Source organism: Frigoribacterium sp. Leaf415, from assembly GCF_001424645.1.
In the GTDB taxonomy this organism is placed as follows: Bacteria; Actinomycetota; Actinomycetes; order Actinomycetales; family Microbacteriaceae; genus Frigoribacterium.
This window is the reverse complement of the sequence record NZ_LMQR01000001.1, coordinates 1,478,761-1,491,777: the sequence shown is the minus strand read 5'-3', so window position 1 is coordinate 1,491,777 and position 13,017 is coordinate 1,478,761. Positions and strand designations below refer to the sequence as shown.

Sequence of the window (13,017 nt, the reverse complement as noted above, 5' to 3'; positions counted from 1 at the left end):
CATGATCCAGACCCAAGGCGGTACCTGGCAGCGCCGATTCGGCGACTCGATGATGCGCTCGCTGTCCACTCCGAAGGTGATGCTCGACCGCGGCGAGGGCTGCCAGGTCTGGGACGTCGACGGCAAGCGCTACCTCGACTTCCTGGCGGGCATCGCCGTGAACGCCCTCGGACACGCCCACCCGGTGCTCGTCGAGGCGCTCACCGAGCAGGCGAGCAAGCTGATCCACGTCTCCAACTACTTCGCGACGGCCCCGCAGGTCGAGCTCGCCGAGCGGCTGACCCGCATCAGCGGCGCCGGCGAGCGTGGGCGCGTCTACTTCGGCAACAGCGGAGCCGAGGCCAACGAGGCCGCGGTCAAACTGGCTCGACTCAACCGGGGTGACGGCTCACGCACCCGCATCCTCGCCCTCCAGAACTCGTTCCACGGGCGCACCATGGGCTCGCTCGCGCTGACCGGCAAGCCGTCGCTGCGTGAGCCGTTCGAGCCGATGATGCCCGGGGTCGAGCACATCGACACGACCGTCGAGGCCCTCGAGGCGGCCCTCGACGGTACGGTGGCCGCCCTGTTCGTCGAGCCGATCAAGGGTGAGGCCGGCGTCGTCGACCTGCCCGACGGCTACCTCGAGCGCGCCCGCGAGCTCACCACGAAGCACGGGGCCCTCCTGATCCTCGACGAGATCCAGACCGGCATCGGTCGGACCGGCTCGTGGTTCGCCTTCCAGCAGCACGACATCGTCCCCGACGCCATCACCGTCGCCAAGGGCATCGCCGGGGGAGTCCCCATCGGTGCGCTCATCACCTTCGGCGACACGTCCGACCTGTTCGAGGCCGGGCAGCACGGCAGCACCTTCGGCGGCAACCCGCTCGCCACCGCCGCGGCCAACGCCGTGCTCGGCGAGATCGAGGCCAGCCAGCTGGTGCTCAACGCGATCGTCCGCGGCGACCAGCTGCGTGCGGCGATCGCGTCCATCGGTTCGCCCCTCGTCCGCGAGGTCCGGGGCAACGGCCTCCTCATCGGCCTGGGGCTGGCGAAGCCCGTCGCGGCCCGGGTCGCCGCCGATGCCCTCGAAGCCGGCCTCATCGTCAACGCGCCGAACGACTCGAGCATCCGCCTCGCGCCTCCTCTGATCGTCGGCGACGACGAGATCGCCGAGTTCACCCAGATCATGACCACCGTCCTGAAAGGCCTCGAATGACCCGCCACTTCCTCCGGGACGACGACCTGACCACGGCCGAGCAGCTCGAGGTGCTCGACCTCGCCGACGAGCTCAAGCGCGACCGCTGGTCGCAGCGGCCGCTGGCCGGTCCGCAGACCGTCGCCGTCATCTTCGACAAGTCGTCGACGCGTACCCGGGTGTCGTTCGCGGTCGGCATCGCCGACCTCGGCGGCAGCCCCTTGATCATCGCCACGGCGAACAGCCAGCTCGGCGGCAAAGAGACCCCGTCCGACACGGCGCGCGTCCTCGAGCGCATGGTCTCCGCCATCGTCTGGCGCACCTACGCGCAGTCCGGCCTCGAAGAGATGGCGGCCGGCACGACCGTGCCCGTCGTCAACGCACTGAGCGACGACTTCCACCCGTGCCAGCTGCTCGCCGACCTGCAGACCATCCGCGAGAAGAAGGGCACGCTCGCCGGGCTCTCGGTGGCGTTCGTCGGTGACGGACGCTGCAACATGGGCCAGTCGTACCTGCTCGCCTGCGCGACCGCGGGCATGCACGTCCGCATCGGCGCCCCCGAGGGCTTCCTGCCCGACCCGACCGTCGTCACGGACGCCGAGGCGATCGCCGCGCGGACGGGCGGCTCCGTCCTGGTCACCACCGACGCGACCGAGGCCGTCGCCGGAGTCGACGTCGTCGTGACCGACACCTGGGTCTCGATGGGCAAGGAAGACGAGAAAGACGAACGAGTCGCCGTCTTCGGATCGTTCAAGGTCGACCAGGCGTTGATGGCCCAGGCCGACGACGACGCGATCTTCCTGCACTGCCTCCCCGCCGACCGCGGGTACGAGGTCACGGCCGACGTCATCGACGGCCCGACCAGCGTCATCTGGGACGAGGCCGAGAACCGGCTGCACGCTCAGAAGGCGCTGCTCACCTGGCTGCTGGCCCGCTGAGCACCCCCACCACCTCACACACGTAGACACACCCACACCACACAAGGAGAACCATGGCGGAACGCGTCGTCCTCGCATACTCAGGAGGCCTCGACACCTCGGTCGGCATCGGCTGGTTGGCCGATGCCACCGGAAAAGAGGTGGTCGCCCTCGCCGTCGACGTCGGACAGGGCGGCGAGGACATGGAAGACATCCGGCAGCGCGCCCTCGACTGCGGAGCGGTCGAGTCGGTCGTCGTGGACGCCAAAGAGGAATTCGGCACCGACTACCTGATGCCGGCCCTCAAGGCCAACGCGCTGTACCAGAAGACCTACCCGTTGGTCTCCGCCCTCAGCCGCCCGTTGATCGCTCGCCACCTGGCGTCGGTCGCGAAAGAGCTGGGCGCGAACAGCGTCGCCCACGGCTGCACCGGCAAGGGCAACGACCAGGTCCGCTTCGAGGCGGCCGTGGCGGCCCTCGCTCCCGACCTGACGAGCATCGCCCCGGTCCGCGACCTGGCCCTCACCCGGGACAAGGCGATCGTGTACGCGGAAGAGCACAACCTGCCCATCCGCCAGAGCGCCAAGAACCCCTACTCGATCGACAAGAACGTCTGGGGCCGCGCGGTCGAGACCGGATTCCTCGAGGACCCCTGGAACGCCCCGATCGAGGACCTGTACGAGTACACGCAAGACCCGGCGATCGTCAAGGACGCCGACGAGGTCGTCATCACGTTCGAGGCCGGCGTCCCGACAGCGATCGACGGCGTGGCGTTCACCCCGCTGGGCATCGTCGAGCGCATGAACGAGCTCGCCGGCAAGCACGGCGTCGGCCGCATCGACGTCGTCGAGGACCGTCTCGTCGGCATCAAGAGCCGCGAGGTCTACGAGGCACCCGGCGCGATGGCCCTCATCGCCGCGCACGAGGCGCTCGAGGCCCTGACCATCGAGCGCGACCTCGGTCGCTACAAGCGCGGGGTCGAGGCCGAATGGTCGAACCTGGTCTACGACGGCCTGTGGTTCTCTGGTCTCAAGCGCTCGCTCGACGTCTTCATCGACGACACGCAGAAGTACGTGTCGGGCGAGATCCGTCTCAAGCTGCAGGGCGGACGCGCGGTCGTCACCGGGCAGAAGAGCGACGCGAGCCTCTACGACTTCGACCTCGCGACCTACGACACGGGCGACACCTTCGACCAGTCCCTGTCGAAGGGCTTCATCGAGATCTGGTCGCTGCCCAGCAAGATCTCGGCTCGTCGCGACCTGGCCCACGGGGCGTGACCGACGCCACCGGGTCGGGCGACGGGCCCGGCAAGAACGAGCGCGCCGGCGAGGCGGGTGCCCTCTGGGGCGGCCGCTTCGCCTCCGGGCCGTCCGCCGAGCTCGCGGCGCTGAGCAAGTCCACGCAGTTCGACTGGCAGCTGGCCTCGTACGACATCGCCGGGTCCCGGGCGCATGCCCGTGCCCTGGCGTCGGCGGGTTACCTCGACGCGTCAGAGCTCGAGGCCATGCTGTCGGCTCTCGACCGGCTCGAGTCGGACGTGCTCGACGGGACGTTCACCGCGGCCGAGTCCGACGAGGACGTCCACTCCGCGCTCGAGCGAGGGCTCATCGGCATCGCCGGTGTCGAGCTCGGTGGCAAGCTCCGGGCGGGGCGCAGCCGGAACGACCAGATCGCGACGCTCGTGCGCTTGTACCTGCGCGACCACGCCCGAGTCATCGGTCGGCAGGTCGTCGACCTGGTCGACGCCATCGCGGGTCAGGCGACGGCTCACCCGACGGCTGTCATGCCTGGCCGCACGCACCTGCAGCACGCCCAGCCGGTCCTGCTGGCGCACCACCTGCTCGCGCACGCCTGGCCCCTGGTCCGCGACCTCGAGCGCCTGCGCGACTGGTCGCGACGGGCCGGTGCCTCGCCCTACGGGGCGGGCGCCCTCGCCGGCAGCTCGCTGGGGCTCGACCCGCTGCTCGTGGCGACCGATCTCGGCTTCGACCGCACGACCGAGAACTCGATCGACGCGACGGCCAGTCGCGACGTGGTGTCCGAATTCGCGTTCGTCACGGCGTCCATCGGCATCGACCTGTCGCGGCTCGCCGAAGAGATCATCCTCTGGAACACGCGCGAATTCGGCTTCGTCCGACTGCACGACGCGTTCTCGACCGGGTCGAGCATCATGCCGCAGAAGAAGAACCCCGACATCGCCGAGCTCGCGCGCGGCAAGTCGGGCCGACTCATCGGCAACCTGACCGGTCTGCTCGCGACGCTCAAGGGGTTGCCGCTGGCGTACAACCGAGATCTGCAAGAAGACAAAGAACCGGTGTTCGACTCGGTCGGCCAGCTCGAAGTCCTGCTCCCGGCGTTCACGGGCATGGTCGCGACCCTCGACTTCGACGAGCAACGCATGGCCGAGCTCGCCCCGCAGGGGTTCTCGCTCGCGACCGACGTCGCCGAGTGGCTCGTCCGTCAGGGGGTCCCGTTCCGTGACGCACACGAGATCAGCGGCGAACTGGTCCGGTTCTGCGAGCAGCACGACCTCGAGCTGCACGAGCCCTCCGACGAGCAGTACCGGTCGATCTCGGCGCACCTCACGCCCGAGATCCGTCCGGTCCTGACGGTCGAGGGCTCCATCGCCAGCCGTCGCGGTGCCGGCGGCACGGCTCCCGAGCGGGTCGCCGAGCAGCTCGCGCAGCTCACCGAGCAGATGCGACACCTCGTCCAGGCCCTCGCACCGGCGGCGGCGTGAGTCGTCGACGACCGGGGTCTCGAGACGACCGGCCGGTCCGTGCCTGGGTCGTGCCGGTCGTCGTCGCGATCGCCGTGGCGGTGCTCGTCGCCGTCGCGGTGATCGCGGTCGCCAGCGGCCAGCGCTTCTTCTGACCGCGATGATCGCGGTGGACACGGGGGAGCGGTGACGACGACACCGGCCGACGACGTCCTGGCGGCCTTGCTGGCCGAGCCGGCGCTGGTCGTCGCGCCGCGCCTCCTCGGCTCGGTCTTCTGGTCGGGTGGTGTGGGGGTGCGCCTGACCGAGGTCGAGGCGTACCACGGTCAGGGGCAGGACCCCGGCTCGCATGCACACCGTGGCCCGTCGGCCCGCAACGGCAGCATGTTCGAAGGTGGCGGGACGCTCTACGTCTACCTGTCGTACGGCATCCACCGCTGCGTCAACGTCGTGTGCGGTCCCGAGGGCTACGCGTCCGGTGTCCTGTTGCGCTCGGGTGAGGTGGTGGCCGGCGTCGACGAGGCACGAGCCCGCCGGTCGACGTCGCGGACCCCGGCCGACCTGGCTCGCGGTCCCGGCCGGCTCGGTTCCGCGCTCGGCATCGAGCTCGACGACGACGGCTCGCGCCTCGTCGCCGACACCCCCGGTCAGGAGGCGCGGTTCCGGTTGCGCCTCCCGTCCGCACCGGTCGGCCCGATCGCCGCCGGCCCGCGTGTCGGTGTGTCGGGTCACGCCGGTGGCGACGCCTTCCCGTGGCGGTTCTCGCTCGAGGGCGATCCGACGGTCTCGCCGTACCGTGCCGCCGTCCGACGAAGGCGCGGTGGGGCGTGACGGCGCAGACGGTGGCCGCTGGTAGCGTTTCGCGGGTGACCAGTGAAACGACCGCAGACGTCCTGGCCGCCCAGAGCAACGATCCCTCGTTCGACGACGTGTGGGACGAGATGCAGTGGCGCGGCCTGGTGCACGTCTCGACCGACGCCGACGCCCTGAAGACCCTGCTCGCCGGCCCGCCGATCACGTACTACTGCGGCTTCGACCCGACCGCCCCCAGCCTGCACCTCGGCAATCTCGTGCAGTTGCTCACCATGCGTCGGCTCCAGCTCGCCGGTCACCGGCCCCTGGGTCTCGTGGGTGGGTCCACCGGCCTCATCGGCGATCCCCGGCCGACGGCCGAGCGGGTGCTCAAGACGCCCGAGCAGACGGCCGAGTGGGTCGACCGAATCCGCGTGCACGTCGAGAAGTTCCTCTCGCCCGACGGTGACAACGGTCTCCGGGTGGTGAACAACCTCGATTGGACGTCTCCGCTCAGCGCCATCGAGTTCCTGCGCGACATCGGCAAGAACTTCCGCGTCAACACGATGCTCAAGAAAGACGCAGTGGCCGCGCGTCTGAACTCCGACGCCGGCATCAGCTACACCGAGTTCAGCTACCAGATCCTCCAGGGTCTCGACTTCCGTGAGCTCTACCGCAGCTACGACTGCGTCCTGCAGACCGGCGGCAGCGACCAGTGGGGCAACCTGACCAGCGGCACCGAGCTGATCCGCCGTACCGAGGGCGTCTCGGTGCACGCGATCGGCACCCCGCTGATCACCAACACCGACGGCACCAAGTTCGGCAAGAGCGAGGGCAACGCGGTCTGGCTCGACGCCGAGCTGACCAGCCCGTACGCGATGTACCAGTTCTGGCTCAACACCGACGACGCCGACGTCGTCCCACGGCTCAAGGTGTTCACGTTCCTCTCGCGTGCCGAGATCGAGCGGCTCGAGAAGGCCGTCGCCGACGAACCCTTCCGTCGGGAGGCGCAGCGGGCGTTGGCCTGGAACGTCACGTCCCTGGTCCACGGCACCTCGGCCACCCAGTCGGCCATCGACGCCGCCGCAGCCCTCTTCGGACAGGGCGATCTCGCCGTCCTCGATCAACGGACGCTCGCCAGTGCGATCGCCGAGTTGCCGGCAGCGACGGCCGATGCGTCGACCACCATCGCGCAGGCGTTGGTCGACACCGGACTCGTCGCCTCATTGGGTGCGGCTCGCCGGGCCACGGCCGAGGGCGGGGTCTACGTGAACAACGTCCGGGTCGAGAACGGTGAAGCCCTCGTGGCGGACTCTCGACTCGACGGGGGAGTCGTCGTACTCCGGCGCGGCAAGAAGACGCTGGCCGGCGTGACCGTGAAGCTCTGATCCCGAGCCGACATGCTGCGTCAGAGAAGCCCGCTTCCTCTCCGAGGAAGCGGGCTTCTCTCGTTCCGGCACGCGCTCAGCGCTCCGATCCCCATGTTTCCGGGCCTGCCCAGGGCGACACGCCCGGGATGCACGGAGGTTTGGGGGTGGGGGCGGGGGGCTGTGTAAAGTAATCCGAGTCAGCCCAAAGGTGCGGCGGAGCGGCTAGGACAGTGACCAGTGATGGTTCTGATTCGGAGCTTCCCGGCCTCAAGTGGTGGCATCCTCCCCGAGATCGAGTCGTTTACGACTTGTGATTCGTGTGGTAGGGTTTCAAATCCATCCTCTGGTTTATGCCAGGTGCTGGTCTTCACGTGGTGGGGATCGGAAATCGAGTCGTTTTGACTTGGTCCATCGGGGTGGTATGGTTCCACAGCTGCTTCGGGCGAAGGTCTTTCTGGCCGGGTCTCGGGTGGGTGCGTTTGGTCCTTGAGAACTCAACAGCGTGCACATTGTCAAATGCCAAATTATACCCTGGCATTGCTTGTGGCTTCATCTTTGGTGGGGTTGTGAGTGGTGTTTAGGTTTCTTTGAGATTGATGGACAACAACAATCGTCAGATTGTTTTGTTCTTTAGTCAGCATCAAATTCAGCAGTMATGRCCTATTCCGGTTGTGCTGTTTTTTCTTTTACGGAGAGTTTGATCCTGGCTCAGGACGAACGCTGGCGGCGTGCTTAACACATGCAAGTCGAACGATGAACTGGAGCTTGCTCCAGGGATTAGTGGCGAACGGGTGAGTAACACGTGAGTAACCTGCCCTTGACTCTGGGATAAGCGCTAGAAATGGCGTCTAATACCGGATACGAGCTTCAGCCGCATGGCTAGGAGTTGGAAAGAATTTTGGTCAAGGATGGACTCGCGGCCTATCAGCTAGTTGGTGAGGTAATGGCTCACCAAGGCGACGACGGGTAGCCGGCCTGAGAGGGTGACCGGCCACACTGGGACTGAGACACGGCCCAGACTCCTACGGGAGGCAGCAGTGGGGAATATTGCACAATGGGCGAAAGCCTGATGCAGCAACGCCGCGTGAGGGATGACGGCCTTCGGGTTGTAAACCTCTTTTAGTAGGGAAGAAGCGAAAGTGACGGTACCTGCAGAAAAAGCACCGGCTAACTACGTGCCAGCAGCCGCGGTAATACGTAGGGTGCAAGCGTTGTCCGGAATTATTGGGCGTAAAGAGCTCGTAGGCGGTTTGTCGCGTCTGCTGTGAAATCTGGGGGCTCAACCCCCAGCCTGCAGTGGGTACGGGCAGACTAGAGTGCGGTAGGGGAGATTGGAATTCCTGGTGTAGCGGTGGAATGCGCAGATATCAGGAGGAACACCGATGGCGAAGGCAGATCTCTGGGCCGTAACTGACGCTGAGGWGCGAAAGCATGGGGAGCGAACAGGATTAGATACCCTGGTAGTCCATGCCGTAAACGTTGGGAACTAGATGTGGGGGCCATTCCACGGTCTCCGTGTCGCAGCTAACGCATTAAGTTCCCCGCCTGGGGAGTACGGCCGCAAGGCTAAAACTCAAAGGAATTGACGGGGGCCCGCACAAGCGGCGGAGCATGCGGATTAATTCGATGCAACGCGAAGAACCTTACCAAGGCTTGACATATACCGGAAACGTCCAGAGATGGTCGCCCCGCAAGGTCGGTATACAGGTGGTGCATGGTTGTCGTCAGCTCGTGTCGTGAGATGTTGGGTTAAGTCCCGCAACGAGCGCAACCCTCGTTCTATGTTGCCAGCACGTTATGGTGGGAACTCATAGGAGACTGCCGGGGTCAACTCGGAGGAAGGTGGGGATGACGTCAAATCATCATGCCCCTTATGTCTTGGGCTTCACGCATGCTACAATGGCCGGTACAAAGGGCTGCGATACCGTAAGGTGGAGCGAATCCCAAAAAGCCGGTCTCAGTTCGGATTGAGGTCTGCAACTCGACCTCATGAAGTCGGAGTCGCTAGTAATCGCAGATCAGCAACGCTGCGGTGAATACGTTCCCGGGCCTTGTACACACCGCCCGTCAAGTCATGAAAGTCGGTAACACCCGAAGCCAGTGGCCTAACCCTTGTGGATGGAGCTGTCGAAGGTGGGATCGGTGATTAGGACTAAGTCGTAACAAGGTAGCCGTACCGGAAGGTGCGGCTGGATCACCTCCTTTCTAAGGAGCATGTACTCGCCCCGCGGTATACACGGGGNGTGGGATCGGTGATTAGGACTAAGTCGTAACAAGGTAGCCGTACCGGAAGGTGCGGCTGGATCACCTCCTTTCTAAGGAGCATGTACTCGCCCCGCGGTATACACGGGGGTCAACGRGTCAAGTCGGTTTCGAAGCGAATGTCTTCGGCCGGCGCTCATGGGTGGAACATTGACAATGGCTCTTCGCGGAGAGCATCAGCGCTAGTACGGCACCTTCGGGTGTCTGGAAGGTGAGGGTGTTCGAGGTGGGGGGCGTGCACGCTGTTGGGTCCTGAGGGACCAAGCACCCATGCTTTTCGTGTGGGGGTTTTTCCTCTGGGCCATGAAAGTCCTGCATCAATCGCAGGGTGATCATGGTGCCGCCCGTATTTTGAGAACTACACAGTGGACGCGAGCATCTTAGTCGCAAGCAGGGCCGGCCTTCGGGTTGGTTGTTGTTTGTGATACTANATCATGGTGCCGCCCGTATTTTGAGAACTACACAGTGGACGCGAGCATCTTAGTCGCAAGCAGGGCCGGCCTTCGGGTTGGTTGTTGTTTGTGATACTAAGTGCAATTTCTTAGACCAATCCGCCCTTTGGGTGTGGTTGGCGAATGAGATAACACTGAGCTGTCAGTCTTTGGCTGGCAGCAACTTTGTGGTCAAGTTTCTAAGAGCAAACGGTGGATGCCTTGGCATCTGGAGCCGAAGAAGGACGTAGAAATCTGCGATAAGCCTCGGGGAGCTGATAATCGAGCCCTGATCCGAGGATTTCCGAATGGGGAAACCCCGCCAGGCGTTATGTCTGGTGACTCCCGCCTGAATATATAGGGCGGGTAGAGGGAACGTGGGGAAGTGAAACATCTCAGTACCCACAGGAAGAGAAAACAACAGTGATTCCGTCAGTAGTGGCGAGCGAAATCGGAAGAGGCTAAACCGGTCATGTGTGATAGACGGCGGTCGTTGCATGGTCGGGGTTGTGGGACCCGTTGTCCTGTTCTGCCGGACAGGRACAGTTACAGCGCAGTATAGGCGAACAGCTTTGAATGGCTGGTCATAGAGGGTGCGAACCCCGTAGCCGAAATGCTGGCGCTGGCTGAATGGGGATCCCAAGTAGCTCGGGGCCCGAGAAATCCCGTGTGAATCTGTCAGGACCACCTGATAAGCCTAAATACTCCCAGATGACCGATAGCGGACAAGTACCGTGAGGGAAAGGTGAAAAGTACCCCGGGAGGGGAGTGAAATAGTACCTGAAACCGTTTGCTTACAAACCGTTGGAGCCTCCTTGTAGGGGTGACAGCGTGCCTTTTGAAGAATGAGCCTGCGAGTTAGCGATATGTGGCGAGGTTAACCCGTGTGGGGTAGCCGTAGCGAAAGCGAGTCTTAATAGGGCGATCCAGTCGCATGTCCTAGACCCGAAGCGAAGTGATCTATCCATGGCCAGGTTGAAGCGACGGTAAGACGTCGTGGAGGACCGAACCCACTTAGGTTGAAAACTGAGGGGATGAGCTGTGGATAGGGGTGAAAGGCCAATCAAACTTCGTGATAGCTGGTTCTCTCCGAAATGCATTTAGGTGCAGCGTTGCGTGTTTCTTGCCGGAGGTAGAGCTACTGGATGGCCGATGGGGCCCAAAAGCTTACTGACGTCAGCCAAACTCCGAATGCCGGTAAGTGAGAGCGCAGCAGTGAGACGGTGGGGGATAAGCTTCATCGTCGAGAGGGAAACAACCCAGACTACCAACTAAGGTCCCTAAGCGTGTGCTAAGTGGGAAAGGATGTGGAGTTGCATAGACAACCAGGAGGTTGGCTTAGAAGCAGCCACCCTTGAAAGAGTGCGTAATAGCTCACTGGTCAAGTGATTCCGCGCCGACAATGTAACGGGGCTCAAGCACACCACCGAAGTTGTAGATTTCGTATTATAGACAAGCCTTCGTGGTTCAGTCGTACGGAGTGGTAGGAGAGCGTCGTGTGGCCAGTGAAGCGGCGGTGTAAACCAGCCGTGGAGGCCACACGAGTGAGAATGCAGGCATGAGTAGCGAAAGACGGGTGAGAAACCCGTCCTCCGAAAGACCAAGGGTTCCAGGGCCAGGTTAATCCGCCCTGGGTAAGTCGGGACCTAAGGCGAGGCCGACAGGCGTAGTCGATGGACAACGGGTTGATATTCCCGTACCGGCGAAGAACCGCCCAAGCTAATCCAGTGGTGCTAAGAGTCCTAACCCGGCTGAGTGGATCCCTTCGGGGTGATGCCGGCCGGTCTAACGCTCGACCCCATGCTGGTGCGGTTAACGTATTAACAGGTGTGACGCAGGAAGGTAGCTGAGCCAGGCGATGGTATCCGTAAGGTGAACCTGGTGTAAGGATGTAGGGCTGACGATAGGCAAATCCGTCGTCAATGCGCCTGAGATCCGATGCGTACCCCGATTGGGGGAAATCAGTGATCCTATGCTGCCGAGAAAAGCATCGACGTGAGGTTCAAGCCGCCCGTACCCCAAACCGACTCAGGTGGTCAGGTAGAGAATACCAAGGAGATCGAGAGAATCGTGGTTAAGGAACTCGGCAAAATGCCCCCGTAACTTCGGGAGAAGGGGGGCCGGAACCGTGATGGGATTTACTCCCGGAGCGGGAAAGGCCGCAGAGACCAGTGGGAAGCGACTGTTTACTAAAAACACAGGTCCGTGCCAAGTCGCAAGACGATGTATACGGACTGACGCCTGCCCGGTGCTGGAAGGTTAAGAGGAASGGTTAGCGCAAGCGAAGCTSAGAATTTAAGCCCCAGTAAACGGCGGTGGTAACTATAACCATCCTAAGGTAGCGAAATTCCTTGTCGGGTAAGTTCCGACCTGCACGAATGGCGTAACGACTTCCCAGCTGTCTCAACCGCGAACTCGGCGAAATTGCACTACGAGTAAAGATGCTCGTTACGCGCAGCAGGACGGAAAGACCCCGTGACCTTTACTACAGCTTGGTATTGGTGTTCGGAGTGGCTTGTGTAGGATAGGTGGGAGACTGTGAAGCTTGGACGCTAGTTCAGGTGGAGTCATTGTTGAAATACCACTCTGGTCACTTTGGATATCTAACTACGAACCGTGATCCGGTTCTGGGACAGTGCCTGGTGGGTAGTTTAACTGGGGCGGTTGCCTCCCAAAAAGTAACGGAGGCGCCCAAAGGTTCCCTCAACCTGGTTGGCAATCAGGTGTCGAGTGTAAGTGCACAAGGGAGCTTGACTGTGAGACTGACAAGTCGAGCAGGGACGAAAGTCGGGACTAGTGATCCGGCAGTGGCTTGTGGAAGCGCTGTCGCTCAACGGATAAAAGGTACCTCGGGGATAACAGGCTGATCTTGCCCAAGAGTCCATATCGACGGCATGGTTTGGCACCTCGATGTCGGCTCGTCGCATCCTGGGGCTGGAGTAGGTCCCAAGGGTTGGGCTGTTCGCCCATTAAAGCGGTACGCGAGCTGGGTTTAGAACGTCGTGAGACAGTTCGGTCCCTATCCGCTGCGCGCGTAGGAAATTTGAGAAGATCTATCCCTAGTACGAGAGGACCGGGATGGACGAACCTCTGGTGTGTCAGTTGTCCTGCCAAGGGCACCGCTGATTAGCTACGTTCGGAACGGATAACCGCTGAAAGCATCTAAGCGGGAAGCCGGCTTCGAGATGAGATTTCCATACCCTTAGGGGTGAGAGGCTCCCAGCTAGACTACTGGGTTGATAGGCCGGATGTGGAAGTGGGGACTAACGACCCATGGAGCTGACCGGTACTAATAAGCCGATAACTTGACAACACTCCCTCCCTGTAGAGGTGGGGGAAAGCTGCTTGC

General features: G+C 63.0%; 7 protein-coding genes and 2 rRNA genes. All 9 read left to right on the top strand.

What is annotated here, in order from left to right; genetic code table 11:
- The first annotated feature begins 1 nt into the window (after position 1).
- The 9 genes from ASG28_RS06820 (at position 2) to ASG28_RS06785 (ending at position 12,981) form a co-directional block, all read left to right on the top strand.
- Positions 2-1,198, top strand: coding sequence for an acetylornithine transaminase (locus ASG28_RS06820; protein WP_055973382.1), 1,197 nt, complete (start codon positions 2-4; stop codon positions 1,196-1,198).
- Positions 1,195-2,115, top strand: a complete 921-nt coding sequence (argF, locus tag ASG28_RS06815) for an ornithine carbamoyltransferase (RefSeq protein WP_054147262.1) — start codon at positions 1,195-1,197, stop codon at positions 2,113-2,115. Before ASG28_RS06820 ends, argF begins: the two co-directional genes overlap by 4 nt.
- A gap of 53 nt (positions 2,116-2,168) precedes the next feature.
- The gene (locus ASG28_RS06810; protein ID WP_054147263.1) at positions 2,169-3,371 is read left to right on the top strand and encodes an argininosuccinate synthase; all 1,203 of its coding nucleotides are present in this window, start codon (positions 2,169-2,171) and stop codon (positions 3,369-3,371) included.
- Entirely contained in the window at positions 3,368-4,834 is a 1,467-nt protein-coding gene (gene argH / locus ASG28_RS06805; protein WP_055973379.1) for an argininosuccinate lyase, read from the top strand. Before ASG28_RS06810 ends, argH begins: the two co-directional genes overlap by 4 nt.
- Positions 4,831-4,968: a hypothetical protein gene (locus tag ASG28_RS16740; protein ID WP_161805559.1), complete on the top strand. Its 138-nt coding sequence runs from the start codon at positions 4,831-4,833 to the stop codon at positions 4,966-4,968. Before argH ends, ASG28_RS16740 begins: the two co-directional genes overlap by 4 nt.
- 31 nt (positions 4,969-4,999) lie before the next feature.
- Positions 5,000-5,644: a DNA-3-methyladenine glycosylase gene (locus ASG28_RS06800; RefSeq protein WP_055973376.1), complete on the top strand. Its 645-nt coding sequence runs from the start codon at positions 5,000-5,002 to the stop codon at positions 5,642-5,644.
- A 110-nt stretch (positions 5,645-5,754) separates the two neighbouring features.
- A complete protein-coding gene (gene tyrS / locus ASG28_RS06795) occupies positions 5,755-6,993 on the top strand; it encodes a tyrosine--tRNA ligase (RefSeq protein WP_235477883.1) in 1,239 nt (412 codons plus the stop codon).
- 667 nt (positions 6,994-7,660) lie between these two features.
- Positions 7,661-9,180, top strand: a 16S ribosomal RNA gene (locus ASG28_RS06790).
- A 678-nt stretch (positions 9,181-9,858) separates the two neighbouring features.
- A 23S ribosomal RNA gene (locus ASG28_RS06785) occupies positions 9,859-12,981 on the top strand.
- The 16S and 23S rRNA genes sit together here, the layout of an rRNA operon.
- Positions 12,982-13,017: the final 36 nt, after the last annotated feature.